We start from the raw sequence: 24,850 nt of genomic DNA on the forward strand, positions 1-24,850 counted from the left end.
CGTGTCACCCTTCTTCAGCCGGCTGGCTGCCTGCTTCTTAAATGCTTCAAAATCGAATTGTTGTTTGTCCATATGGTCAGTTTAAAGTTAAGCAACTTTAAACTGACACACTTTTTGTAATAGTCTCCTGAAAACCCAGCTACACCTCCCATAATCATCCCCTTCTGGATTTTTTGACGGGAATCAGCGTACAGAAGAGCTACATCGAAGGTACCCATGCTGATTTCTCCGATTTAAACTCTTGCAAATCTTCTAACATAATTATTCTTTTTGGCATCAGCTTCGCACATATTACAAATTTTCAGTTTCCTGCGCATATATTTTTAAACCAATTATGGTGGCAATATGCCTAATTAAAGCCATCAAGTTTCACAAAACCGAATACAAGCTGAAACTTCTATTAATTAGGTTAAAAGATTAATGTCTACAAAAACGAACACAAATCAACCAATTCCATTATTATACAACAAGTTATTTTTCAAATATTTATACACTGTAATAATTGTATATCCTTTATAAAATGGTTCGAGAAAAGTCCACTTAGGTGCACCTTAGTGGACAAATCGGAAATTCTTCTGGTTTGTCCACTTTCATTTTTTAGCAATCAACTTTATGCTTTCATGGTAGTACTTATTTGGAATATCCGAGTTTGGAATTAATCTGAATTTTAGCTCCCGCTTTTTAGCTCTGACTTCAAAAAGTTTAGTTAGCTTGTGAGTTAGTTGGTATAGATTGCTTTCTCTTTTTGAACCCTGTGTTATGGCGCTAGAATTAACCATCACATCAATTAACTCCAATTGAGAATTTACTAAATCTAAACTTTCATATAGGTCAATAATTTTCCTACTGCATCGCTGCAGTTTAGCATGAAAATCTTTTCCTTCCTGCTCAAATACTATTGATTCTAATATTGAAAATGCAATTGCATAAGAAGTTCTTACATCATGAAACAATGTAAAACTTTCTGTAATTCCTTTGCGAATTTGATTTTCAACTAAATCAGATATTCCATTTATTTCGTTGATAAAATCCTCTATCTAAGTTCTATCAAAGCAATATTCCGGTCGCGCTTGTACACGAGTTTTTTTTATTATCATTTAGAATTAATCCATTTATAATTGCAACCTCATCATTTAGTTCTATAGTAAAATTATCATAACCTTGCTTATATAGATGAATATCTCGCCGAACTGGAAAAACTGAAAAAAGCTGCTGCGAAAAAGAAAGAATAGTAAAGGGAGCCGAAGCTCCCTTTTTACATACCCTAAGCCGCGATTTTGTAACGCTTATAGAGTTCCCGCAACTTCGCAACCCTAAATTCCCCTTTACCTTTAAAAAGGATCTTTTCAAGCCCATCCATATTTACACTGATGTTTCGGCGGGTAACGCGAGCGTAAATCTGTGTCGTTCGTAAATTTGTATGCCCCAGCATCCGACTTACCGTTTCTAACGGAACGCCGTTATCCAGACAAATGGTTGTAGCGAACGTATGGCGCGCGGTGTTGGCAGGTGCTCATCGGCCAAAGCGGGCGTTGTTTTAGTGGCATATTCAACCGCCTCGATGCAGGTGGCCTTGTCGGCCGCCTTTTGCTTTTCGGCGAATGCCAGCAGTTCTTCCACGGGTAATTCGCCATTGGCTAACCATTGGCCGATGGTGGATACTTTGGCTTTAGCTTTGATGACTTTGTCCTGGAAAATCTGTTCGATGGTCATGTTTAGCGTATTGATGGTACCTAAATATCAATCATTTTCAAAAAGCCGCCAAATACATAAATGGGTGAGGGAGGGGATGGTCCTTACTCTGGTATTTCCCTTTAGCGTCCTTTCTGAGGCACTTGGTGCGGTTAAACGCCTGCTGGTAGTAATGCCGGGTGAGCATAAGCTCCACGAAGTTGAAAGAGGGGTGTTTCTCGCGTAATATATGCAGGTCTTCCACATGCAGGGCGATACATTCCGTTTTTTCAAGCGTTATTAGACGCTCGCGGCTGCGGTGCTGCATGAAGAAGCTTTCGATGGCTATGATCACATCGCCGTCGGACATGAACCAGCAGTTATACTCCTTGCCGTCTTCCTTTTCCAGGGAGGTGACGAGGCCGGTGATGGTGAAATAGATGTATTCGCAGACCTGGCCGTAGTCGAGGATGACTTAGTGGGGGAGGAAGTATCTCAGTATTGTTGGGGCACAGCTATTGAATATATTCGGGAAAAGGGCATTACCCCTTTGGGGCATTTCGCTTCGCTTCTCTTTCAGCAAGGAATTTGGCTTTCATGTTAATACCTTGCATCAGCTCAAAGTATAGTACCCTTGCGTACCCTGCTCAGTGTTTCCTTGGTAATCCCAAGATAGGATGCAATGATATGCAGTGGAAATCGCTGCAGGAAATCGGGATACTCCCTTACAAAATCTGCATATCGGGAGTCTGCGGCAAGGCTGATCGTGGAATTCAGGCGCTTCTGGTTGGCGATGGAGTTTCTCTCTTCCATCATCTGCAGCATCTTCCTTATCGAGGGTACCTGGTCGAGTAAGCGGATGGTATCTGCATAACTAATGATGAGCAGCTCGCAATTTTCCCAGGCATCGATGTTGTATTTTGATGGGGTGTGCATGACTATGCTTTCCCTATCGCCCATCCACCACGTTTCTATGCCCAATTGTATAACATGCTCGATTCCCTTCTCATCAACGCTGTACTGCCTCATTGCCCCGCTTACGATGAAGCAGAAATGTTTGCAGACATCTCCCTCTTGGAGTAGATATTGGCGTTTTTTAAGTCGCTTGGGGGTGAAGGTCGTTCGGACAAGTTCCTCTTCCTGGGATGTCAGGGGGCTACCTGCGTACCTATTGATATATGAAATCAGTGAATCATGCATAAAGCGAAATTTAAGGTCCTGGCTAGATTGCCCTTGGCGATGCTTGAGCCAACGGACACGTTATGGTATCAACCATTAACTAATATACGACAATTGGATTGTTAAAAAGGGTCCGTAAGTACGATTTCCTCTGTTGACAGTGCTGAAATAGATATCCTTTGACATTTATCAACGTTATTTTTTATCAATTGTCGTCTTTGCGGCGTGCCGCACTGGACTACTTTTGACTAAACAATTTTTAAATCTAAAATATAGAAATCATGAAACAATTAAAAAATGTCATTCCGGTAAATTCAACTGAGTCAAACAAACAAATCGTATTACAGGCCTACGCCTCTCTAAAGGCAGACAATGTTGAGGGCTACTTCAACGCCATGGCCGACGACATCACGCTTACCTACTTTGGCAACCACCTGTTCACCGGGACCTACCATGGCAAGAAGGATATCCTGGACAACTACGTGCCTGTGTTGCTCAACCGCCTTGCCGGCCCGATTAGGATCACCGTTACCAATGTGATTGCAGAAGGTGATCAGGTCTTCGTCGAGGCAGAGGGCGAATCAAAAACCCAGGATGGATTGGATTACAATAACAAGTATGGAATAATACTCCGCTTAAAGGATGGAAAGATCACCCAGGTCCGTGAATACATGGACACAGAGCTCGTTAAAACCATCTTCGGATAATTATCTTATCATTTAATCAGGTAATAAAGCAAAAAAAATGAAAAAATTAATTTTAGCAATCTGTATTGCGATAGGCCTTGGCCAACCGGTTTGGTCACAGGGGAATAGAATGCCTGCATCATTGCAAAGGCAAGAGTACATCGAGGTGGAAAAGAATGTACGCCTACACGTGACAGACCTTGGGGAAGGCAGGCCAATTGTATTGGTGCATGGCTGGCCCTTGAGTGATGCCATGTATGAATATCAATATCAATATCTTTCCCGAAAGGGGTTTAGAGTGATAGGGATTACTCTCAGGGGCTTTGGCAAGTCTGATAAGCCCTACGGAAAATATGACTTTGATGTTTTTTCAGATGACATAAAGGTGGTCCTTGAAAAACTAAAGGTCCAGGATGCCGTGTTGGGCGGATTCTCGATGGGTGGGGCGGTGGTGATCCATTACCTGATCAAATATAATTCGGCCCATGTTAGTAAACTTGCCCTGTTTGCTGCCGCCGCACCATCTTGGAAACAGCGGGAAGGTTTCCCCTATGGGATATCTGATGCCGATGCAGCAGGTTTGATCAAGCAGACAATGACAAGCAGGCAGGACCTTATTGCTGGTTTTGGAAGCGCCTTTCCTGCAAAGGCCGATGGTTTAACAAAAAATGAGGAAAAATGGCTGGAGAGCATCAATTTAGAAGCATCACCTTATGCCACGACGGAATCCATCATTGCGTTGCGTGACCTTGACCTAAGGCCGGGTCTATCAAAGATCAAGGTTCCCACGGCCATATTCCATGGTACCCAGGATAAGTTGTGCGACTTCGCATTTGCAGGGATATTGCAAAAAGGTATCAAGGATTCATACATAGTGAGGTTTGAAAAAAGTGGCCATTCATTGTTTTTGGAGGAACGGGATAAGTTCAATGAGGAACTTGAAAAATTTGCAAGGTAGTAAGGAGGGGATATCTTCAGGCCCTTGTATGGCCAACAGCTTGTTGCCCGAAGCACAGAGAGAAGATTTCGAAGAACAGGATTTTGCCAACAATATGCGGAAGAATAAAGAGATGTTGAAATGGATAGTATTAGAGGTATTTATATTATAAAAAAGTTGTAGCTATAAAAAGCACAACTTTTTTTTGATATAGTGCCTGAGAAGGCATAGTTTTTCTACTAATAACCTATCCCAACCACCGCTCCCACCAACATCCGCACAAACTCCCCCGCCTTACCATAATCCAACTGCTCATACTTCAAACCCAGCAAACGGATATTATCGTAATACGCCTGATGGTGCTCGTAATAATACTTTTCCGATTGTACAAACCATGCCTTTTCCCCAACTTCACCGCCAGAAACCACTTTTCCAGCAATCTAGCGCTTCGCCCATTGCCATCTGCCCGGGGGTGGATCTTTACAAACACCAGGTGTATCATACTGGAAAAAAGAATGTTTCGGCAATCGACAACGGCGTATCCTGCAATGTGGTGATATCAGCATATAATTTCTCCATTTCGGTAGCCACTGAGAAGGGAGACGCGGCCACATATTCAATCCGCCCGTCACTGGTCGTTACGTACATATTTTGGTTACGAAATCTACCCTGGGAAGATAAGGGAAGGATGTGCCGGGTCAGCAATTTATGGGCTTCAACTAACGTTTGCCGGTCAAAGGGCGCGTCTTTTACATATTGATAGGCTGTATACAGATCATCGATCTTTCGGGTATAGTCGGGCAGGCTTTCACTACCACCATCTCGGTTACTGAAAATTCGCGGTTTTCGAGCGAGATAAAGCGATATAGCGAAATCCTTCAAATCCTTTTTGAGGAGGATCGCAAAAGTAATAAATATTGGAGAAATCGCTTTTCAGCCATTTCTCTCATTTAAATATAGGAAAAATTTCGTTTTGACGTATGTTCGTACGTCATAATTAAGAGCTTCCGAAAGCTGGCAACTTTAGCAGGGATGGAAGCTGCACACGTGCAAAAACTTTCGCGTGGAAAAATAGATGCCGCACTCACTACAAACATTGCCGTAGCCAAAGCGCTGGGCATTTCATACACCCAGTTGGCGGCATATTTCGATGGGGTCACTCAACAGGATATAGATGAATATCTCGCCGAACTGGAAAAACTGAAAAAAGCTGCTGCGAAAAAGAAAAAATAGTAAAGGGAGCCAAAAGCTCCCTTTTTACATACCCTAAGCCGCGATTTTGTAACGCTTATAGAGTTCCCGCAACTTCGCAACCCTAAATTCCCCTTTACCTTTAAAAAGGATCTTTTCAAGCCCATCCATATTTACACTGATGTTTCGGCGGGTAACGCGAGCATCACCCGCTGATAGATGAGCTGGCACCGCAATGCCGGTTTGGCGACTGCACCCATCAGCATGAGCCCGGTTGCGCCATTATTGCAGCTGTCCAGAACGGCACATTGCCTGAGCTGGTATACCGCAGCTACCTGAAACTATTGCGGGAGCAATACCATTTCCAGGCCAGCGAGGCGGATAAGAGGCGAAATGAAAAGCAGTTCACTAAAATGGCCAGGCAGGTATTCAAACACCGCAAAGACAGCAAGTATTGATACCTGTAATGATAAAACATAGCGGCCTGTATACTTACAGGCCGCTATGTTTCATCATACGTATTAAAATATGGTTATGAAATTTACTGCCAGTTACAACATCGCCAATCGTCTGATCGAATGCCGTTACGTTGATATTCTTCGCGACGATCTTCCCATCAGGATCAGGCAGCAGTTCCTGCGGAATAGGGATTGCCGGAAAAACAGGTACGAGAGATCCCAGGCTCGTCAATGGGGCGTGGGACTGAAGGAAGTTGTATATAAAATTCCCTCTCCGATTATAATCGCACCACAATAAAAAACAGCCCGCCCTGTCCGACAGGGGAGCTGTTTTTTTGTTGTCATCCACGTTGCACTAGATGGTGAAGCGGAAGTAGCACCAGCAACTCCATGCGCAATACCGGTCGCCGATCTTGGCGCGTACACGCCAGCGGCCCGGTTGTGCTCCCACGAAATTGTGATTGAACGTAGTGCCGGTGATGCCGTGATAGACGGCGAAGCTCCGGAACGACTGTGCGGCCCACTGGCCTGCATTCACCGCGCCATGCGCATCGATCTCGATGCTGTAGGTGGCGCCGGGGATGTTCACGGGCGCCCATTTGAAGGTCATGGTGCGCGGGAAATGATGGAATACGCTGCCTTCTGCAGGCTCCAGCGGACGGGGCACCGCGCCTTTCCACCAGGTGAGGGTGGGGTCCCCTAATATGCTCATGCCGTAGAACCATTGGCGCTCGCCGAGGTCGTGGTCGCTGCCCCGGGCTTTCCACCAGTCTACCATCGCATCGCCGATGCATTTCCCTTTCCCGATCGGGTCGTAGAAGTCTGCAAAGAACAACATGGAGCCGGTTTTGGTGCTGCCTACCGCCGTAAGGCCGTAGTTGGTTTCGCCGCCGGATTTGTCGAAAATGTACCAGCCGCCGAGGTAGTCGCTTTCCGTGAACCTCGCTGTGCTGCAGCAGAAGAGGTTATAGAAGTGCGCATTGGGGGCGCGCTCGTCGCGGAAGTACGCGGTGTTGATCCATTCGGTGCTGCTGGTGGACGGGATGCGGAATGAATGGGAGTGGGGAGAAGAGTGCGAACAAAGCTGCACGAAGGAGCGGGTTTTGTTCACTTCCACTTTGTACAGATCGGCGTCGGTGATGTCGGGATTGGTGTATTTGGTGATATAGGAAGCGGGGGTCATCAGGTCCATCTCGCAATCGTCGAAACCGGTCCAGTCGTCTTCCACATACGCCAGCGCCGAACGGGAATGGCCGAGATTGCCGGTGCGGAAGAGGTGGTTACGGTCGAAGTAGTTGTTGATGAGGGCGGGGTCGTTGCCGTTGAGTGTGGGCGTCCAGATGCGGCCTACCCAGATCTCGGGTATCACGTCGCCGGTAACGGCGTTGTATTTTCCGTCTGCGTCGGAATCGGTCCAGGTGCCGTTGGTGTCCATGTAAAATAAATCACAGGGGAATTCGGTGGACGCGCCGTAAAAGTCGTCGCTCATTTCGAACCAGGCCGGCGGGATGGCGCCTACCATCACAACGCCAACAGGGTTTTTGCCTTTGATGTAGTTGCGGATGTAAGACGGTTTGCCGCCTTTCACCACGTGTACGGTAGCCCAATAGCCGTCGCGGCCGAGGTCGAGCACATAACGTTCCACTTTGTCTTTGGTGGCGGTATATACGTCTGTATGCACGAGCACCAGCACCTTGCCGCGCGGGTGGCGGAGCCAGCTGTAGGTGTTGAGGTAGGCCTCGTTAACGGGGTAGGAAGGGCGTGGTTTTTCCTCGATGAGGGGGAGCAGGTCGAGGAATTTTTTATTGATGGTAAGGTAATCGGCGAAGCTTTTCAGGGCCAGGTTGTTCTGGTCCATCAGCTTCAGGTTTCGCACGCTTTTGTATGCCTGGGCCAGTTTGTAGTTGCGGCCCACGGCCTGCATGTTAAAAAGGGTACGGTCTTGCAGCACCTGCGTACGGATGGTCTGCAGGTTGGTGATGGATTGTTTTTCTCCGGCAACAGGGCTGCCGTTGAGAGGTTTTTTTTCGGTAGACATTGTCTCGCTTTTTTTGAGGTTAAACAATTTGATACCTCAAAGCTACGCCGCCGTGGAGCGGTTGAACAGGTAGCATCTACCTGAATTTAAGCGTATTTATACGCAGGCCTCCCGCTGTATATTGTACCTGTCGCCTGAAATGCGGAAAGGCGCCCCTTTTTGGGGGCGCCGCTTGTTTTCCGGTGGCCATACTGTTGTTGACAATGCCTGCACACCGCGCCATCCGGCGGATGTACAGGCATAGTGATGATGCATGAAGCAATGCTGAAGAGCCTGCGCCTAGTCGGAGTAACGGCCGCCGGCGGTTACCCAGGCCGTGATCTTGTCTTTTTCCGCCTGGGTCAAAGAGCCACCCACGGGCATGGTGCCAAGGTCAACCGCTCTTACCTTTATTCTGGCAGCAGCGCTGACGATGTTGCAATCGCCCTGGAGGTTGCGGCCCCCGCTTTGGTTGGTGTTGTTATGGCAACCCTGGCATTTCGCGGCCACCAGCGTTCTTACTTCGGCGAACTTGGGGCCGGCTGCTGCCGCAGCGATGGTAGCCTGTGCGGTTTTCGTGCAGCCGTCCGCGTCCTTTACCGTAACGGTGTAATTACCGGCGGCTTTGGCGCTGAAAGTGTTCGCTGCCGCGAAAGTGGTGCCGTCGATGCTGTAGGTAAAGCCGGAGCTGCCTGTGGCGGTAACGATGATGGTGCCGGTGGGGGCGCATGCATCAGAGGCGGTGACGGCGGCCGCCACCACGATCGTTTTGCTGGCGCAGGGGTCGGTGTTTTTCGGTCCGTCATCGCTTTTGGAACAGGCTGCCAAAGCAACGGCGAAAAAAGACATGGCTGCAAGTGCAGGAACATTCGGTGATTTAAACATGCAATTGGATTGAGTTAGGTGAAAATTTCCTTTAATACCGGAATTCTCCGCGCATGGTTGCCTTGCTGCTGCAGGTTTTTCAAAAAATAATTTTAACGGGCCCGTCAATGCTCCAGTATCGCCACTACCCTTGCCGGCGCCGCTGAAGCGCCAACGATCTTCAGCGGGAACACGCATACCTTGAAACCGGAAGGCGGCAGTGCATCCAGGTTTACGAGTTGTTCCATATGGCAGTATTCTTCCCGCTGCCCGACCAGGTGCGCTTCCCAGAACAGTTCCCGGTTGCCGGTCAGTTTTGCCTGGCTGATCATGTAAGGAAGCGGCAGGTCCCAGCCCCATTGATCGATGCCCATCATTTTGATGCCCTGGCCGATCAGCCAGCTGGTAGCCTCTTTGCTCATGCCGGTCCCTTTTTTATGAAAGTCAGGCGTGCCGTTAAAGCGGTCCCGCCCCGTTTTGATCAGTACGATCATGCCCGGTTGCAGGGTAACGTTGATCTGCGCGAGGCTTTTTCGTACATCGTCTGCCGTGATGGGATCGAAGTCCGCTTTGTGGGTCATGTCCAGCACCACCCCGTTGCCGTAGCACCAGTCGAGCGGTATCTCATCGATCGTTTTCGCTTTCTGGCCATCTACCACGGGACTGTAGTGCCAGGGAGCGTCCACGTGCGTGGTGGCGTGAACGCCCATTTTTTGAATGGTGTCATCCGCCCAGCCGGAAAACCCCGAAGGGAATAATCTGAAAGGAAGGCCCACCAGCCTGATGAGCCATTTTGCCTTGTGATGCGGTTTGTGTTTGATTTTTACGCGCATGAACCAGGGATCGGAGCGGTTGTAGCGGATAGGTTTCGACAGATCGATGATGGTTGCCATGGTGATGCCGGGAGATTAGGATGTATTTGATGCCGCAATGATAAATATTTATTCCGGATGTCGTGTTTGTACAATTAAAGGAACGCAGGCTTTGGTAATTTTAAGTATGATTTCCGTTGAAACATTTAAGGCGATGTGCCTGGCCCTGCCTGAAGTGCAGGAGGTGACGCACGGGGGTTCCCCGGCTTTCCGGACAAAGCGCCGCATTTTTGCCACGCTATGGCCGGACCAGAACCCGGCGAATGCCGCCATTACCAAACCCAGCGCCAATTTCGGCTTTACGCCGGAGGAGCAGGCGGCCTTCTGCAATTCCGCGCCTGACAGTTTTTTACCGGTGCCCGGCGGATGGGGCCGCCAGGGATGGACTACGGTAAAACTCTGGAAGGTCAAAAAGAAAATGCTCGAAAGCGCCATTCACAGCGCGTGGTATGGCGCCGCTCCACCCAAACTGCAGGAGCAGTACCGCCTCGAAAACGGGCTGGAGTAAGTGCCGGTAAATGCCTTGGCGGTACCGGCACATGGCTGCGTTGGCTGGTATAAATATTTTTATTACTGCCGCTTTACGATTTGGCGCACCATGACAATCGGGTCGTTTGTCCTTCGGTTTGCTTGTCTCATCCTTCTGCCATCCTCCTGTCATCCTCCTGTGATCCTCCTGTCAAACACCGTCAAACTCGCTGTGGTATTGAAAGCGGTAGGAGAATCGACGGACAATCGCTATAGGATGACCGAAGGATCGCAGGAGGATCACAGGTGTTTGGAGGATGTTTTTGGGTGTGATCCGGGAAAATGATGTTTCGGGCCGAAATTTCAGATGATGTGATAAAGCGGGGGAGCGTTGTGTATTTATAAAAAAAGGGGCGGGAAGGGGTTGGAAAATGGTGCTGTGAAAAAGTACGGCCGGCATTTATACCCCGATTGCGGGTGAAATGCCGGCCGCATTGTTTGTTGTAAATATTACGCCCGTGCAACGTTGTGCACGCGAGACGATTTATAATATCGTGAGATTTTTCGCTTTGTAAGGCTGGAGGTCCGCACTGTCTGCCGGCAGTTCCGTGATCAGGTAGTCGATCTCCTGGAGGTCGGCTATTTTCATTTTCATGGAAGAGTTCAGCTTCTCCGAAATGGCGAGTATCGCCACTTTATCGGCCGCCTTGATCATCGCCTTTTTCACCTGTATGGTTTCCCAGTCGGAATCGGTAAGCCCGTTGGCCGGGTCGATGGCATTGGTGCCGATGATGCAGAGATCCGCCCGGATGTTCGACAGGTATTCAAATACCTCGCCGCTCACCGTCATCTGGCTGTAGGTGGAAATCTGCCCGCCGATCACGATGGTTTTGATCATGGGTTTGTCGAGCAGCTCCACGGCGCTCAGCACGTTGACCGTAATAAAAGTGGCGCGCAGGTTAGCGGGTATTTTTTTGATGAATTCGCGGATGGTGGTGCCGCCGCCGATCAGCACGATCATATCGTCGCGCAGCAGCTGCAGGGTTTTGTCCGCAATGGCCACCTTGTTGTTCTGCGCATAGGTCTGCGAGTCGTGCCCGTAATGATAGGCAATAGACATCGCGCCGCCCTTGATTTTTACCACCTCTCCGTCGTCCGCCAACTCGTTCACGTCCCGGCGGATCGTATCCTCCGAAACATTGATCAGGCTAACCAGGTCTGCGTAAGTAATCCGGGTGTGGATGTTTACCTGTTTGATGATCAGTTCTTTACGTGCTTTTTTGGTCAGCGAAACAGGGGGTAACTGGTCCTGTGTATTAATATCCATAGTCATCTAGCGGTTGATGTTAAGAAAAATACCCGGTATATGCAAATCGCCTCCTCCGCAATGCCCGGTCTGCGCTATCCTCAAAATTAGAACTTATGCCTGAAATTTGCACTTTTTGACGAATTAAATAATAATTATGCAAAAAATAGGTGCTTAGTGTACGGTTGACATATTTTCAATTAGCTGATAAATAGTATGTTATTTAAAATCATCGTCAACTTATCTTGCGTATAGTGCAAATTAATTATGCAAAAAATTTGCAGTTCTCGCTGGAATACCTAATTTTAGGACAACGATTTTAAACTCCTTATCAACCAAACCACAGTGATGAAAACAATAACACACGTGGCTTTCCGTAACCTGCTATTGCTGCTGTGCAGTGTGCTGTTTTTCATGGAAAGTACCGCTCAGTCTCCCAATCCCGTACAGCTCTCCGGTACGGTCACCAGTGCAGCAGACGGACAACCCGTCATCGGCGCCACCATCACGCTGGCCAACGCAAAAAATGTGGGAGCCGTCACCGATCCGCAGGGGCATTTTACCCTCCGTGTACCCGCCTCGCATGGCCCCGTTCAGCTCATTGTCACTTTCATCGGTTATGAACGCAAAACGATCAATGTACCTGCGGGTCAAACGCAGGTGGACATTGCCCTGGGTGAGAACACCAAAGCGCTGAACGAAGTGGTGGTGACCGCACTCGGCATCAAAAAACAACGCAAGGCCGTGACCTACGCCATGACGGAAGTGAAAGGCAGCGAATTCACGCAGGCCCGTGAAATCAATGTGGCGGACGCCCTCACCGGAAAAATCGCCGGGGTCAACGCGTCGAGCCTTGCCGGCGGCCCGGGCAGCTCCAGCCGCGTGGTGATCCGCGGCAACGGCTCCTTCGGGAGCGACAACCAGCCACTGTACGTGATCAACGGCATGCCCATCGACAACAGCACGCCCAACGTGCCCGCCAGCGGCAACGCTTCCATCGGGCTGAATGCGGACCGTGGCGATGGCATCGCGGGCATCAACCCGGACGATATCGAGTCCATCACCGTACTGAAAGGCGCGACCGCTTCGGCGCTGTATGGTTCCCGCGCGGCGAACGGCGTGATCATGATCACCACCAAAAAAGGCGTGAAACAAAAAGGCATCGGGGTCGATTTCAACTCCACTCTCACGGTGGAAACACCTTCCATCATCCCGGACTGGCAATATGAATACGGCCAGGGACAGAAAGGCCTCAAACCGGTTACGCAGGCAGACGCCATTGCGTCGGGCCGGCTTTCATTCGGGCCCCGCATCGACGGCGCCAACTCCATGCAGTTCGATGGCGTGAGCCGCCCGTACACCGCGCAGAAAAACAATATCAAAAACTTCTACAGAACGGGCACCACGTTTACCAATACCATCGCCGCTTCCGGCGGCGGTGACTTTGGTACCTACCGCCTGTCGCTGTCGGACATGAATAACTACGGCCTCGTGCCGCATCAGCAGCTCAATAAAAAGATCTTCTCGCTGTCGCTCACCGGCAACCTGCACAAACGGGTAACGGTGGAAGGATACGCGCAGTACAACATCGAAAAGGCGGTGAACCGCGCCAACGTATCCGATGCGCCGGGCAACCCCAACTGGGGCACTTACATGCTCGCCAATACGGTGGACGTGCGCAACCTCGCGCCCGGTTACAATACGCTCACCGGTGCGGAAACGCTGTGGAACCCCTCCGGTTTCGCCAGCAACCCGTACTTCGTGGTGAACCGGTTTGTGAACAACGACGACCGCCGCCGTTTCATCGGGAATGTGAGCGTGAAGTTCAATATCCTCGACAACCTGTTCCTCCGCGGCCGCGTGAACCACGACTTCACGGACGTGGGCTGGACGGGCATTGTGCCCACCGGCACGGCATATGCGCCAAAAGGGTTTTTCCAGCAGCAGACCAACGGCATCACCGAAACCAATGGCGAACTGACGCTGAACTACAGCGGCCGTCTTGGCAAAAACTTCACGCTCGATGCGATGGCGGGTGGCAACCAGCGCAAAGCCAAAACGAACAACGTGATTTTGCTCGGCACCGATTTTTCCGTGCCCAACTTTTATGACCCTTCCAACGTGGTGAGCCTCACCACCACCAACCAGAATATCCGCTCCGCCGTGAACTCGGTATTCGGTTCGGTGGACCTGGGGTATAAAGACATGTTGTTCCTCACCGCCACGGGCCGCAACGACTGGTTCTCCACCCTCGACCCACGCGACAACAACATCTTTTATCCTTCCATCGGCGCCAGCTTCCTCCTCTCCGAAGCCGTCAAATTACCGGGGTGGATCAACTACGCCAAAGTGCGCGCCTCCTGGGCGCAGGTAGGCGGCGGCACGCCGGCGGCGTATGTGCTCACGCAAACGTACAGCCTCGTGCCCGGTGGCGGCCACCTGGGCCAGCCGCTGCAAACGCCCACCCAAACCGTGGGCACCACTTCCGGTTTGCTGAACGCGCCCAACGCCTCCCTCAAACCGTATACTTCCACCACGTACGAAGCCGGCCTGGAAGCGCGTTTCCTCGGCGGCAGACTGAGCGCCGACCTCGCCGTGTATAACCGCCGCACGACGGACGACATCGTGCAGGTGAGCATTTCACCGGCATCCGGTTATAACACCACTTTCCTCAACGTGGGCGAGATGAACAACAAAGGCATCGAACTGATGCTGAGCGGCACGGCGGTGAAACAACCGGACTTCAGCTGGGATGTGACGTTCACCGGCTCTTACAATAAAAACGAAGTGCTGAAGCTGGCCGACGGGCTCGACCGCATTCAAATGGACGTAGCGGTAAACAGCTACGCGTTCATCTTCGCGGAAGTAGGCAAACCTTACAGCACCATCAAAGGATATAAAGTGAAGAAGAATGCCGAAGGCAAAACCATGTACAACAAAGCCAACGGGTTCGAGCTCACCACCGGGCTGGAAGATCTCGGCACCGGCGTATCGCCCTGGTCCGGCGGGATCAACAACAGTTTCAGTTATAAACGTTTTAACCTCAGTTTCCTGATCGACGGGAAATTCGGCGGGCATGTGTATTCCGGCACCAACCTCTACGCTACGCGTTTCGGGCTGCACCGGATCACGCTGCCGGGGCGTGAAGGCGGGCTGACCGTGACCGGCGTGGACGACGAGAACAAACCCTTCACCAGAACCTTTACGTACAACAACGATCTGCAGGCGTATTACGATAACTACAAGTTCCAGTCGGAGCGTTTCATCTATTCCTCCGATTTCATCAAGCTGCGACAGGTGATACTGGGTTACAGCCTGCCGGCGAACCTGTTTTCGTTCGCGAAGTTCCAGTCGGTATCGCTTTCACTGGTGGGCCGCAACCTGCTGATCCTGCACAAAAAAGCGCCGAACATCGATCCGGAGTCTACGTTCAACAACTCCAATGCACAGGGCTTTGAAATGTTCGGCGTGCCGCGTACCCGCAGCTTCGGCCTGAACCTGATGGTTAAATTGTAAAAACAACTTTTATGCAACGAATTGCCAGATATACATATGCACTATTGCTGGGAGTGGCCATGAGCCTCACTGCCTGTGATAAAGGCTTCACCGAGCTGAATACCAACCCGAACGCACCGGTGGTGCCGGATGTGGACTACATGTTTTCCCAGAGCATCCTGAAAGGGAACTACGTGTATGACCGCGCGTATTTTTATACTTCCTACATCACCTGCGGTAACTATGTGCAGCACTTCGCCACGGCCAAGGAAATTTCCGTGGCGGGCTCGGGCGATAAATACGGGGTGTATGATTTTTACCAGAGTTTTTATTTCCGCTATACGTACACCAACGTGCTGACCACGCTGCGTGAATTGATCGAGGCGGCGCAGTCGCCCGAACTGGTCAACAAAAAATCCGCCGCCCGTATCTGGCGCGTGCTGATCATGCAGCGGATCACCGACCTGTATGGCGATGTGCCGTATTCCGATGCGAACAAGGGTTTGCGCGAGGCCATCCTGCTGCCGAAATACGACCCGCAGGAGCAGATCTATGCGGACCTGCTGAAGGAGCTCGACGAATCCATCGCCGCTTTCGACGAAAGCAAGCTGAAGTTCGGCAAGGCCGATTTCCTTTACGAAGGCAGTATCCCGAAATGGAAGAAGTTCGCGTATTCTTTAATGCTGCGCGTGGCGATGCGGATGACGAGAAGGGATCCCGCCAAGGCGCAGCAGTGGGCGGCGAAAGCCATCCAGGGCGGTATCATTCTGGATGAGGCCGATCAGGCGGTGGTGAAATACTCCAACGGCCCGCAGATCTACAACAACAACCCGGTGGCCTGGGAAATCGTGAACCAGGACCTGCAGCGCGGCGCCAACGGGGTGAATAATACCGAGTGGGGCAAGTACAGCAAGACTTTCATCGATTATCTCAAAAATAATAACGACCCGCGGCTGAGTGTGGTGTCGGTAGTATGGAACGGCGCTACGCCCGACAATACACCCGCCCTGCAAAAAGGTATGCCCAACGGCACCGATGGCAAGCCGGCCAATTTCGGCACCTTCTCAGAGCCCAACCCGGCCACCATCCTGCAATACTCCGCGCCGCTGATCGTATTATCGAGAGCGGAAACGCATTACCTGCTCACCGAAGCGATCATTCGTGGCTGGGCGAGCGGGAATGCTGCCGCTGCTTTCAAAACAGGCATGGAGGCGGCCATGAAAAACTGGGCGCTGTTCGGCGCGGCCGGCGTGATCCCGCAGGCCAGCATCGATGCCTATACCGCAGCCCATGCCCTCAACACAGGTGGCACACTGGATGCGCAGATGAACCAGATACATACGCAGTTCTGGGTGGCTTCGCTGCTGGACGAGCAGGAGGCGTACGCCAACTGGCGCCGTACCGGTTACCCCGTGCTCACGCCGGTGAACTTTACCGGCAATGCTACCGGCGGCACCATCCCGCGGCGGCTGCCGTATTCCGTTCCGGAGCAGGGCATCAACAAAAAACATTACGACGACGCGGTGGCGCGGCAGGGACCGGATTTGCTCACCACGCGTATCTGGTGGGATAAACAATAAACACGCGACCATTTCTCCTGATTATATATTTCCTCACTAGTGTGTACGGTGGACAGGCACAGCGGGTCGGCGCTACGGCGCCGATCTCCGCTTCTGTGCAGGAGGGTGGGGGGGTACGACATGTGGCTGAGCATCACAGCGGCCCGCCAATGCCCGGCGAACATGCAGCCGTCCGCCACAGACGGCGATGGGCTGCTATGGAAAGGTGAATTAATCGTAGCATAAATGGCTTTTGTAATCGTAGTCTGCTGTATCGCGTTGCTGGTGCTGTTGTTGACCTGGGCCAGGCTGAACGCTTTCCTCGCATTTTTACTGGTGTCTGTCGTAGCCGGCGTCTGGCTGGGTTTGCCGCTGCAGCAGATTCCCGCGTCGTTGCAGAAAGGCATCGGCGATACGGTGGGTGGGCTCATCATCATACTTTGCCTCGGCGCCATGCTGGGCAAGCTCGTAGCTGAAAGCGGCGCCGCGCGGCAGATCGCCAACGCGCTCATGCGCACGTTCGGACCGAAGTACGTACAATGGGCATTGCTGCTTGCCGGTTTTATCATCGGCATCCCGCTGTTTTACGGCGTTGGATTTGTGCTGATGGTGCCGCTGATTTTCTCCGTGATCTATCAATACAAATTACCCGCAGTTTACATCGGTCTGCCCACGCTGGCGGCCCTGTCGGTCACCCACGGTTTCCTGCCGCCGCATCCTTCGCCGGTGGCGCTCGTGGGGCAGTTTAAAGCCAATATGGGCGTTACGCTGTTGTACGGATTAGCCGTGGCCATTCCCGCCATCGTCATCGCCGGCCCCGTATTTGCGACGCGCCTGAAACGGATGCGCACCGGGCCTTTGCAGTTGTTCCAGCTGAAAGAAGACGATGCGGCGCCTTTGCCCGGCGCGACCAACAGCTTTCTCACAGCTTTGCTGCCGGTGCTGCTGCTGATCGTGACGACCGTGATGCAACACGTGTGGCCCGGAAGGCCCTTGTTGCAATTCGCCGGCGACGCGCAGGTGGTGATGCTGTTCTGCCTGCTGGCAGCCACTTACACGCTGGGTATCCTCCAGGGCACAGCGGTGAAAAAAGTGATGCAGATCTATACGGAAGCGGTGAAAGACGTGGCCATGATTTTGCTGATCATTGCCGGCGCGGGCGCATTAAAGCAAATTTTATCGGATAGTGGTGTAAGTTTGCAAATTGCGGCCGCCATGCAAAGCTGGCGGATGCACCCGCTGATACTGGGCTGGCTGATGGCCGCCATCATCAGGGCCTGTGTAGGGTCGGCCACCATTGCGGGCATTACGGCAGCGGGCATGATCGCGCCGCTGGTATTGGAGGGGCATGCCGACCCGAACCTCATGGTATTGTCGGTAGGGGCGGGCAGTCTGATGTTTTCGCATGTCAACGACGCCGGCTTCTGGATGTTCAAGGAATATTTTTCCCTGAGCCTCAGAAACACCCTGCTCTCCTGGTCGGTGATGGAAACCGTGGTAGGCATTGCCGGCCTGGCGGGCGTATTATTACTGGATCTGATCGTTTAAAAAACATCTCAATATGAAAAACATCACAGCAGAAGAGCAACTGGCAAAATCAGGATTAACCCTTCCCCCGGCCCCGGCGCCGTTGGGCGTTTACAAACCCTGCCTGATCGACGGCAAGTACCTGTACCTCTCCGGTCACGGCCCGGTGCAGAACGATAAATCGCTGATCATCGGCCGCATCGGCCGGGAGCTCGATATGGAGCAGGGCAAGCTCGCCGCCCGCCAGGTGGGCCTCACCATGCTGTCGACCATCAAAACCAACCTGGGCAGCCTCGACAAGGTGAAGCGCGTGATCAAAGTGCTGGGCATGGTGAACTGTGTGCCGGAGTTTGAACGCCACCCATATGTGATCAACGGTTGCAGCGAACTGTTCGCACAGATCTGGGGAGAAGAGAACGGCATCGGCGTCAGAAGCGCCGTAGGGTTCGGTTCGCTGCCGGACAATATCCCGGTGGAAATCGAGGCGCTCTTCGAGTTGTATTGACGCAACAGGTGACGAGCGCCTTTCTCATGCATGTTTGAAAGTGCGGTTTAACGGATGAAAATATTTACTTTTCCGTCAAAATAGGGATTCATGGGTTACCGCCTTGCCGCTTTCGGGGAATTTTTATTGCGCCTGCACAGCAACGGCCACCAGCGTTTCGGACAAACGGATGGATACACGGCTTATTATGCAGGTGCGGAAGCGAATGTATGCGTATTGCTGGCGAGGCTGGGCATGCAGGTGGATTATATCAGCCGCGTACCGGACAACGACCTGGCGGCCGCGGGCTTGCAACAGCTCCGGGGCCACGGCGTAGGCACTGCGCACGTGGCGCTGGGCGGCCAGAAACTGGGCCTCTATTTTTCGGAACCGGGCAACCAGCTGCGCCCCATCCGCGTGATCTACGACCGGAACGGCAGCGCCTATGCGGAACTGGAACCGGGCATGCTCAACTGGAACAGCATCTTTCAGGAACATCAATGTTTTCACTGGTCGGGCGTGGCCGCCGCTTTGTCCGCCTCTTCGGCGGCAGTTTGCGCGGAAGCCATACAAACCGCCCGCGATAAAGGGTTGCTCATTTCCTCCGACTTTAACTACCGCGCCACCTTATGGCAATACGGTAAAAAGCCGGCGGAAGTGATGCCTCCCTTGCTCTATCACAGCGACGTAGCCGTAGCCGACCTCGACGCGGTGGAAATTTATTATGGCATCACCACCGATGCCTCTCTTCCGCTGGAAGAACGCTTCCGGCAAACCTTCACCACCCTGCAACGGCACATGCCCCGCCTGAAAACGCTGGCCATGAGCTTCCGCAAAACACAGGGCGCCGCACCGGTATATTCCGGCGCGCTGGCGCACGAAGGGGGATTTTATTTTCATGACGGGTTCCCTGTTCCCATGGTGACCGATGCTATCGGCACCGGCGACGCGTTTACGGCGGGCATGCTCTACGGCCTTACGAATGGCCATGCCCCGCAGGATATCATCAACTTCGCCACCGCCTGCGGCCTGCTGAAACAAAGCATTCCGGGCGACTGGGCCATTCTCTCTCTCAAAGACATCGAGTTGCTGCTCAAACAGGGCATTTCAGGGCGCATCGCGCGCTAGAAGGGTACGCCCAGTTCCTTTTGCCGTTGCCTGCTCAGCTCCCGCTTGATGGGCGACCTTTCCTGCTCCAGCAGTTTCCACACCCGCTCCGCATTGAACACATTCAGGTAATCGAGGTTATTGGGGAATGCGCATAAGAACTGATCGCGCACGTAATACAGCACGGAACCATTGGCGGACATGCCGTACAGGTCGTTGGCCGTTACCTGCAGGCCGGTTTTTACCTGCAGCCTGCTGTTCAGCACCAGCAGTTTGTTTTTCTTGGTCAGCACCACCAGTTCGTCGGCCGCGCGGTTATGCCGGATGGTTTCGATACCGTCCGGGTGGGTGAAAATGAGGGGTGCGGCATTGCCGTCGAGGTCGCGGCGGAAGATGGTGTCTTTCTGTTCGTCGTATGGGGCTTTATAGGTGATGATGGCGTTTTTATCGAACACGGGCGCAATCAGCTGTTCCCGGAACAGCAGGCGTGCGTTGGTTTTCAGGTCTATCACCTCCACCATCTGCGCGTATGCGCTCAGTTCCATTTTCGCCACCAGTTTGTTGCGCGCGAGGTTGCCGTAACCGTAGGTGTAATACTGGTCGGTGGTGAAGGAAAGCGTATCGTTGTTTTGCAGCACGTTGATCTTGTCGAAGGTGCCCCATACCACGGCGCCGTCTTCCGTAAAGTCCCCAAAGAGCGCGTTTGTGATGCGGTGCAGCCGTTTCCCGTTTTCATCGTACACATCCAGCTGGTACACATCGTCCGAAACAGGATAGAGCGTAAGTAATTGTTTCATGTCGCGGGAACTGGTGATGGTAGCGTCAGACGGCACGTTGCAGATAAACTGTTTCTGCGGATCGAGTATCTGCACCTTCTGGATCAGCTGGTCGCTGGGCGCCAGCTGCACATACGGTATCACGAGGTTGCCGGAGGCGGTGAACCGGACGCGGTACGAATCGAACTGTGAAAAAGGCCCGTCGGCGATGTTTTCCGCCGGGTGCAGGTAACGGTTGGGACCGCCGAGGGTGACGATCTCTTCCGTTTGCGCGGCACAGTCGTAGAGGATGAATTCATCGGGCAGCGCCGATTCCCGGCTGTATTGCCAGATGGAGCGCGGGTCGGCGGGTTTCGATTTCCGGCAGAGCAGCAGCACATTGTCTTTGTTGGTGAAATACATGTAGGCGATCTCCCGGAAGCTGCGCAGCACCTCGCCGTTCTCGTTCAGTACGAGATAGTCCTGCACATTGGGATTGGTGGCGTCGCCTGAATTGTCCACCACCATAAACCGCCCGCTGGCCGAGATATCGAACCGGTTGGCCTGCTGGATGGAAGAGGAAAGCGTATCGGTGTAGAGGGCGAAGAGCGACTGGATATCCTGCCGCTGCATGTACTCCATCAGTTTGCTGTTGATCTGCAGGGTGTCTTCCTCGTATACTTTTTTCCGCAGGGGCGCAAACAGGTTCAGCGCTTCTACCGGGTGGATGTGGCCGAGCTGGTAACTCATATAGGCCAGCGCCTTGTTGCGGGCCATTTCGCCTTTGACGTAGGTGAAATAGAAGATGGCGGTGTAGGCCAGCATCAGCCCGATGAGCGCCCAGATCCATTTCCAGTTGCGCTGGCGGAACTTCAGCTTTTCGAGCCGTTCTTCTTTTTCTTTCATCACCCGCTGTTCGCGGTCCCGGGCGCTGATACTGTCGGCGAAGAATTTCTGGATATCGGGTGACAGGTTGAGCTGGCCGATGTAAGGCCGGTATGCCTCGATCTCTTTCGGGGTGAGGTAATCGCTGGTTTTATTCTGGAAGCCGGTGAAGCGGCTTTGCAGCTGCTCGTTGGTGTAGTTGGCGCGGCGCTGTTCTTCGGTACGGCGGCTGTCGATGAGGCCGGCCAGCACGTCGTGCGCCAGTTCGTACGTTTGTCCGTCGGTGCGGAGGATCTTGTTTTTTTCGAGCTCCTGCAGGCAGCGCAGCATCAGGTTGCCGGGCCTTTTTTGCAGGTAGGGCGCCACCTGCCCGGTAAACCAGATGCTGCTGGTTTTGCCGTCGGTAATGCGGTAGTAGGCGAGTGGGCGTTTGGTGCCCTCCGGGGTCACGAACGCGTCCAGCACGTTGCTCACAAAGTCGCCGGGGATGCCCGGGAATTCCTTTTCGAGCACATCCTGGATCACGTCGAGGCGTTCGCGGATGAAGCGGTTCAGTACCTCGGTCATTTTCCCGAATCGCTGGATGATCTGCGAATCGAATGTCAGCGGAGGGTAGGCCTCTTCTCCGTTGGTGCGCCGGTCGCCCGTGCTCATGTACACGCTGCGCCACAACTGGTCGAGGTAGATCTGCAGGTAGGGCAGGGAGATGCTGTTCTTTTCCGTCAGCACGCTGATGATCTGCTGGGCGTTGGCCGCGCCTTCCTTGAGGGTGATGGAGAATTTTTCGCAGGAGCGCATGATCACTTCTTCCACGTTCCGGGCGTTCATGGGCTCGATGCGCAGGCGGCGGTCGCAGAAATCGGGGATCTCCCTTTCGAATTCGCTGAGGCCGGCGAAAAACTCTTCGCGCATGATGAACAGCATGCTGCAGAACTGCAGGTCGGGCGAGGATAAAATGTGATCGATACCGGCGATGAAAGCCTGCTTCTCTTCCTGGCTGCCCATGATGAGCAATTCCTCGAACTGGTCGAAAATCAGGTACACCGGCCGCAGGTAACGGAGGTTGATGTTCTTCAGCGACTCGTATACCTGTTCGCCGTTTTCGGCCTGCTGGGCGCCGGGTCGTTTGACGATGAGGGTCTGCGCCACATTGGTTTTGCCGCTTACCATCGTTTCCGCCGGTTCCCTGTTTGCGAGGGCTTTCTGGAGGATGTTTTTCAGGGAATCGTTGATGTTTTCGCTGCGGCGGATGAAGAAGGGCGTCCAGTCCGTGTCTTCCATCCTGTTCATCAACCCGCACTGTACGATGCTGGTTTTGCCCGTGCCGCTGGTGCCGTACACCAGTACCAGCCTGTTTTTGTGGATGTGCTGGTACAGCTGCCGGATCTCCTCGTCGCGGCCGAAGAAAATATTGTAGTCGTCGCGCCCGTAAGGATCCAGGAATTTAAAGGGGCTGTTGATCATGTGCTGCGGTTATGGCTGTAAGGTGGTGGCGTGCATGGCAAAATCCCTGAAGGCATTCAGCTGTTTGCACACAGCTTCGTACCGGCTTTGCTCCTGTTGTTCCGTCCGTCCGAACTTGCGGTCTATATTGATTTCCACGTGGTTCATATCGTCGTCGGGTTTGCTCACGTTGCGGAACACGTACACTTTGTCCGCCTCGCGGTATTGCCCGTAAAATACCAGGTTGGAACGGTCGGCGCGGCTTTCGAACGCGTTGATGTCTATCACCAGCGGCGACAGGTTCAGGAATTCGAGGGCTTCGCCTTTATACTGCCGTCTTTCCACGTTGAACACGCTGAGGTTTTGTTTGGTGAGGATCACGCCGCTATTGTCGAGGTGCTTGGCCAGCAGGTAATAATTCACTTCGTGGCTGGCGTTGGAGTTCATCAGTTTCACCACCTGGTGGTCGAATTCCGTGAGCACGTCGTGCCGGTATTTGTTGATGCGGATGTTCTGGATGCTGGTGAGGGTGTAGCGGTGCAGGAAGCCCAGTTTTTCAAAGAAAACGGAGAGCATCGATTCCGCGGTGAGACAGAGGTCGCCCACTTCCGCTTCCTGGATGCCGACGGGTTTGCCGGGATAGGTGGCGTTGCGGATATAAGCCAGGTACTCGCAGGCTTCGCCGAACTTTTTATTCTGCTCGTCTTCTTCGCGCAGCGTTTCCAGTTCGGTCACGAAATAGTCCACTTTATCGAGGGTGTCGATGTATTTGCGGATACCTTTGATCAGCGTGCTGTAATTGTATATGGCGCGTTCGTCTATGTTGAGGTTGAAATAACTTTCCAGGAGCTGCTCGATTTCGTCCGGCAGCTCTTTCACCCGTTGGGTGATCTTCAGTTCCCACAGCTGGCTGATCATGATGATGCCCATGAACTCCGTGGTGATCTGGAACACCCGGGCGATCTGCTCGAGCCGTTTGATGCTGGGCTTTTTCAGGGCCTCGGCGCCGTATTCGGCCGCGAACAGCGTTTTCAGCTGGATGGCGATGGGGTGGGGGAATACGTCCATGATCGTTTTCTGGAACACATAATCTTCGATGATCTCCATCTTTTTCTTCTCGTCGAGTTGTATGGCGGGCGCATTGCCGTCGTTGACGAGCGCGGTGAAGATGGTCTGCGTCAGTTGGATGTTCGGTTCGTACAGGGCAGTGGCCGTTTCGGGCGCACTCGGCAGTGGATTCATGTCCACGGCATCGGCGTTTTTATAGAACAGGCCCCAGAAAGGCTCGCGCGGTTTCTCGCCGGGAACGTGCAGGTCGCGGTTGACGGCATCGTCGAGTCCCAGCGCTTCTTTGGCGGCGGTTTGGGCGGAAGCCAGCGCGGCGTTGAAGGCGTTGCGGAGGCTCATTCTTTTCTGGCAGACGTTGCGGAAAAACTCCACGCCGAAGATCTTAGCGCTCGTGTCGTTCACGGAGGCGTTGGTGGCGATGACGGCGGGCACGCCGAGGTCGAGCAGCTTGGTCACCTGCTGCGCGGTGGAGCAGCCGTTGAGTATCACCAGCCGCAGGTTGCCCGCGGCGATGCTGGGTTTTAGCTGATAGGCGATGCCGATGCCGTTGGCTTCCTGGTCGTTAAAAAGCAGAGAGGTCTGGCTGGCATGGCCGGCGTAATGAAAAATGGCGATGTTGCCGCTGTAGGTACCAAGGGCGTTATTGATATTGTCTACCGTGGCGAACGATTCCCGGTGCACACTGTAATTACCGCGGTTGTTTTCTATCAGTATGCGGTGGATATGATCGTCTTCTTCAGTGATGGATGCAAGGGGCTCACGCGAGCTGTTTGCAAAAGATATGATGATCGTTTTCATGACAAAAACACTTCGGGGCATTAAAAAAAGCGCTCGTATTATTTGGGGTCCTTTCTGAGCGTATACAATATTTACTCACT

23 protein-coding genes are annotated in these 24,850 nt (G+C 52.6%); 10 read left to right on the forward strand and 13 right to left on the reverse strand.

What is annotated here, in order from left to right; translation table 11 throughout:
• Positions 1-590: 590 nt before the first annotated feature.
• The 5 genes from EGT74_RS23145 to EGT74_RS23165 form a co-directional block, all read right to left on the reverse strand.
• On the reverse strand, positions 591-953 hold the full coding sequence (locus EGT74_RS23145) for a hypothetical protein (protein ID WP_123848998.1): 363 nt from the start codon (positions 951-953) through the stop codon (positions 591-593).
• A 311-nt stretch (positions 954-1,264) separates the two neighbouring features.
• Positions 1,265-1,474 carry a site-specific integrase gene (locus EGT74_RS23150; protein ID WP_123849677.1) on the reverse strand — a complete coding sequence of 70 codons (210 nt, stop codon included), beginning with the start codon at positions 1,472-1,474 and terminating at the stop codon, positions 1,265-1,267.
• Positions 1,447-1,713, reverse strand: coding sequence for a hypothetical protein (locus EGT74_RS23155; protein WP_123848999.1), 267 nt, complete (start codon positions 1,711-1,713; stop codon positions 1,447-1,449). The genes EGT74_RS23150 and EGT74_RS23155 overlap by 28 nt, the downstream gene beginning before the upstream one ends.
• A gap of 37 nt (positions 1,714-1,750) precedes the next feature.
• Positions 1,751-2,041: a cyclic nucleotide-binding domain-containing protein gene (locus EGT74_RS23160; protein WP_123849000.1), complete on the reverse strand. Its 291-nt coding sequence runs from the start codon at positions 2,039-2,041 to the stop codon at positions 1,751-1,753.
• 248 nt (positions 2,042-2,289) lie between these two features.
• Positions 2,290-2,871, reverse strand: coding sequence for a Crp/Fnr family transcriptional regulator (locus EGT74_RS23165; RefSeq protein WP_123849001.1), 582 nt, complete (start codon positions 2,869-2,871; stop codon positions 2,290-2,292).
• A 260-nt stretch (positions 2,872-3,131) separates the two neighbouring features.
• Between EGT74_RS23165 and EGT74_RS23170 the strand changes: the two genes are divergently transcribed.
• A complete protein-coding gene (locus EGT74_RS23170; protein WP_123849002.1) occupies positions 3,132-3,557 on the forward strand; it encodes a nuclear transport factor 2 family protein in 426 nt (141 codons plus the stop codon).
• 37 nt (positions 3,558-3,594) lie between these two features.
• Entirely contained in the window at positions 3,595-4,494 is a 900-nt protein-coding gene (locus EGT74_RS23175; protein ID WP_123849003.1) for an alpha/beta fold hydrolase, read from the forward strand.
• Between the two features lie 298 nt (positions 4,495-4,792).
• On the opposite strand, the gene EGT74_RS27405 is transcribed toward EGT74_RS23175, so the two are convergent.
• Entirely contained in the window at positions 4,793-4,975 is a 183-nt protein-coding gene (locus tag EGT74_RS27405; RefSeq protein ID WP_220392957.1) for a Fic family protein, read from the reverse strand.
• Positions 4,972-5,355 carry a Fic family protein gene (locus tag EGT74_RS27105; RefSeq protein WP_220392958.1) on the reverse strand — a complete coding sequence of 128 codons (384 nt, stop codon included), beginning with the start codon at positions 5,353-5,355 and terminating at the stop codon, positions 4,972-4,974. Before EGT74_RS27105 ends, EGT74_RS27405 begins: the two co-directional genes overlap by 4 nt.
• A gap of 150 nt (positions 5,356-5,505) precedes the next feature.
• Here EGT74_RS27105 and EGT74_RS23185 point away from each other — a divergent pair, with 150 nt between their 5' ends.
• Together EGT74_RS23185 and EGT74_RS26975 are read left to right on the forward strand one after the other, a co-directional pair.
• The gene (locus EGT74_RS23185; protein ID WP_123849004.1) at positions 5,506-5,706 is read left to right on the forward strand and encodes a hypothetical protein; all 201 of its coding nucleotides are present in this window, start codon (positions 5,506-5,508) and stop codon (positions 5,704-5,706) included.
• Between the two features lie 266 nt (positions 5,707-5,972).
• The gene (locus EGT74_RS26975; protein ID WP_158618272.1) at positions 5,973-6,122 is read left to right on the forward strand and encodes a hypothetical protein; all 150 of its coding nucleotides are present in this window, start codon (positions 5,973-5,975) and stop codon (positions 6,120-6,122) included.
• 355 nt (positions 6,123-6,477) lie between these two features.
• Here the strand turns inward: EGT74_RS26975 and EGT74_RS23190 are convergent, their stop codons facing one another.
• From EGT74_RS23190 to EGT74_RS23200, 3 genes are all read right to left on the reverse strand, one after another.
• Positions 6,478-8,160, reverse strand: a complete 1,683-nt coding sequence (locus EGT74_RS23190) for a C25 family cysteine peptidase (RefSeq protein WP_123849005.1) — start codon at positions 8,158-8,160, stop codon at positions 6,478-6,480.
• Between the two features lie 279 nt (positions 8,161-8,439).
• Positions 8,440-9,024 carry a hypothetical protein gene (locus EGT74_RS23195; protein WP_123849006.1) on the reverse strand — a complete coding sequence of 195 codons (585 nt, stop codon included), beginning with the start codon at positions 9,022-9,024 and terminating at the stop codon, positions 8,440-8,442.
• Between the two features lie 104 nt (positions 9,025-9,128).
• A complete protein-coding gene (locus EGT74_RS23200; RefSeq protein WP_123849007.1) occupies positions 9,129-9,896 on the reverse strand; it encodes a cyclase family protein in 768 nt (255 codons plus the stop codon).
• Positions 9,897-10,002: 106 nt separating this feature from the next.
• Here EGT74_RS23200 and EGT74_RS23205 point away from each other — a divergent pair, with 106 nt between their 5' ends.
• Positions 10,003-10,383: an MmcQ/YjbR family DNA-binding protein gene (locus EGT74_RS23205; RefSeq protein ID WP_158618273.1), complete on the forward strand. Its 381-nt coding sequence runs from the start codon at positions 10,003-10,005 to the stop codon at positions 10,381-10,383.
• A 504-nt stretch (positions 10,384-10,887) separates the two neighbouring features.
• On the opposite strand, the gene EGT74_RS23210 is transcribed toward EGT74_RS23205, so the two are convergent.
• Entirely contained in the window at positions 10,888-11,670 is a 783-nt protein-coding gene (locus EGT74_RS23210) for a DeoR/GlpR family DNA-binding transcription regulator (protein ID WP_123849009.1), read from the reverse strand.
• 327 nt (positions 11,671-11,997) lie between these two features.
• On the opposite strand from EGT74_RS23210, the gene EGT74_RS23215 reads away from it, so the two are divergent.
• The 5 genes from EGT74_RS23215 to EGT74_RS23235 all read left to right on the forward strand — a co-directional run bounded on the left by EGT74_RS23215 (position 11,998) and on the right by EGT74_RS23235 (position 19,842).
• The gene (locus EGT74_RS23215; RefSeq protein ID WP_123849010.1) at positions 11,998-15,165 is read left to right on the forward strand and encodes a SusC/RagA family TonB-linked outer membrane protein; all 3,168 of its coding nucleotides are present in this window, start codon (positions 11,998-12,000) and stop codon (positions 15,163-15,165) included.
• An 11-nt stretch (positions 15,166-15,176) separates the two neighbouring features.
• On the forward strand, positions 15,177-16,724 hold the full coding sequence (locus tag EGT74_RS23220) for a SusD/RagB family nutrient-binding outer membrane lipoprotein (RefSeq protein WP_123849011.1): 1,548 nt from the start codon (positions 15,177-15,179) through the stop codon (positions 16,722-16,724).
• Between the two features lie 225 nt (positions 16,725-16,949).
• Entirely contained in the window at positions 16,950-18,251 is a 1,302-nt protein-coding gene (locus tag EGT74_RS23225) for a gluconate:H+ symporter (protein WP_123849012.1), read from the forward strand.
• Between the two features lie 13 nt (positions 18,252-18,264).
• On the forward strand, positions 18,265-18,735 hold the full coding sequence (locus EGT74_RS23230; RefSeq protein WP_123849013.1) for a RidA family protein: 471 nt from the start codon (positions 18,265-18,267) through the stop codon (positions 18,733-18,735).
• A 90-nt stretch (positions 18,736-18,825) separates the two neighbouring features.
• Positions 18,826-19,842 (forward strand): sugar kinase, encoded by a 1,017-nt coding sequence (locus tag EGT74_RS23235; protein WP_123849014.1) that lies wholly within the window; start codon positions 18,826-18,828, stop codon positions 19,840-19,842.
• On the opposite strand, the gene EGT74_RS23240 is transcribed toward EGT74_RS23235, so the two are convergent.
• Positions 19,839-22,925 carry an ATP-binding protein gene (locus tag EGT74_RS23240; protein WP_123849015.1) on the reverse strand — a complete coding sequence of 1,029 codons (3,087 nt, stop codon included), beginning with the start codon at positions 22,923-22,925 and terminating at the stop codon, positions 19,839-19,841. The genes EGT74_RS23235 and EGT74_RS23240 overlap by 4 nt on opposite strands.
• Positions 22,926-22,934: 9 nt before the next feature.
• Positions 22,935-24,770, reverse strand: coding sequence for a CHAT domain-containing protein (locus EGT74_RS23245; protein ID WP_158618274.1), 1,836 nt, complete (start codon positions 24,768-24,770; stop codon positions 22,935-22,937).
• Positions 24,771-24,850 lie beyond the last annotated feature (80 nt).

The sequence above is a fragment of the Chitinophaga lutea genome, assembly GCF_003813775.1.
Taxonomy (GTDB): domain Bacteria; phylum Bacteroidota; class Bacteroidia; order Chitinophagales; family Chitinophagaceae; genus Chitinophaga; species Chitinophaga lutea.

Bases quoted from the DNA above. Each gene is read 5' to 3' on its own strand.
- EGT74_RS23215 (WP_123849010.1), top strand. From the start codon at position 11,998: ATGAAAACAATAACACACGTGGCTTTCCGTAACCTGCTATTGCTGCTG.
- EGT74_RS23170 (WP_123849002.1), top strand. From the start codon at position 3,132: ATGAAACAATTAAAAAATGTCATTCCGGTAAATTCAACTGAGTCAAAC.
- EGT74_RS23210 (WP_123849009.1), bottom strand. From the start codon at position 11,670: ATGGATATTAATACACAGGACCAGTTACCCCCTGTTTCGCTGACCAAA.
- EGT74_RS23220 (WP_123849011.1), top strand. From the start codon at position 15,177: ATGCAACGAATTGCCAGATATACATATGCACTATTGCTGGGAGTGGCC.
- EGT74_RS23200 (WP_123849007.1), bottom strand. From the start codon at position 9,896: ATGGCAACCATCATCGATCTGTCGAAACCTATCCGCTACAACCGCTCC.
- EGT74_RS23190 (WP_123849005.1), bottom strand. From the start codon at position 8,160: ATGTCTACCGAAAAAAAACCTCTCAACGGCAGCCCTGTTGCCGGAGAA.
- EGT74_RS23195 (WP_123849006.1), bottom strand. From the start codon at position 9,024: ATGTTTAAATCACCGAATGTTCCTGCACTTGCAGCCATGTCTTTTTTC.
- EGT74_RS23160 (WP_123849000.1), bottom strand. From the start codon at position 2,041: ATGTCCGACGGCGATGTGATCATAGCCATCGAAAGCTTCTTCATGCAG.
- EGT74_RS23240 (WP_123849015.1), bottom strand. From the start codon at position 22,925: ATGATCAACAGCCCCTTTAAATTCCTGGATCCTTACGGGCGCGACGAC.
- EGT74_RS23155 (WP_123848999.1), bottom strand. From the start codon at position 1,713: ATGACCATCGAACAGATTTTCCAGGACAAAGTCATCAAAGCTAAAGCC.
- EGT74_RS23175 (WP_123849003.1), top strand. From the start codon at position 3,595: ATGAAAAAATTAATTTTAGCAATCTGTATTGCGATAGGCCTTGGCCAA.
- EGT74_RS23230 (WP_123849013.1), top strand. From the start codon at position 18,265: ATGAAAAACATCACAGCAGAAGAGCAACTGGCAAAATCAGGATTAACC.
- EGT74_RS27405 (WP_220392957.1), bottom strand. From the start codon at position 4,975: ATGATACACCTGGTGTTTGTAAAGATCCACCCCCGGGCAGATGGCAAT.
- EGT74_RS23245 (WP_158618274.1), bottom strand. From the start codon at position 24,770: ATGAAAACGATCATCATATCTTTTGCAAACAGCTCGCGTGAGCCCCTT.
- EGT74_RS23185 (WP_123849004.1), top strand. From the start codon at position 5,506: ATGGAAGCTGCACACGTGCAAAAACTTTCGCGTGGAAAAATAGATGCC.
- EGT74_RS23235 (WP_123849014.1), top strand. From the start codon at position 18,826: ATGGGTTACCGCCTTGCCGCTTTCGGGGAATTTTTATTGCGCCTGCAC.
- EGT74_RS23225 (WP_123849012.1), top strand. From the start codon at position 16,950: ATGGCTTTTGTAATCGTAGTCTGCTGTATCGCGTTGCTGGTGCTGTTG.
- EGT74_RS23165 (WP_123849001.1), bottom strand. From the start codon at position 2,871: ATGCATGATTCACTGATTTCATATATCAATAGGTACGCAGGTAGCCCC.
- EGT74_RS23205 (WP_158618273.1), top strand. From the start codon at position 10,003: ATGATTTCCGTTGAAACATTTAAGGCGATGTGCCTGGCCCTGCCTGAA.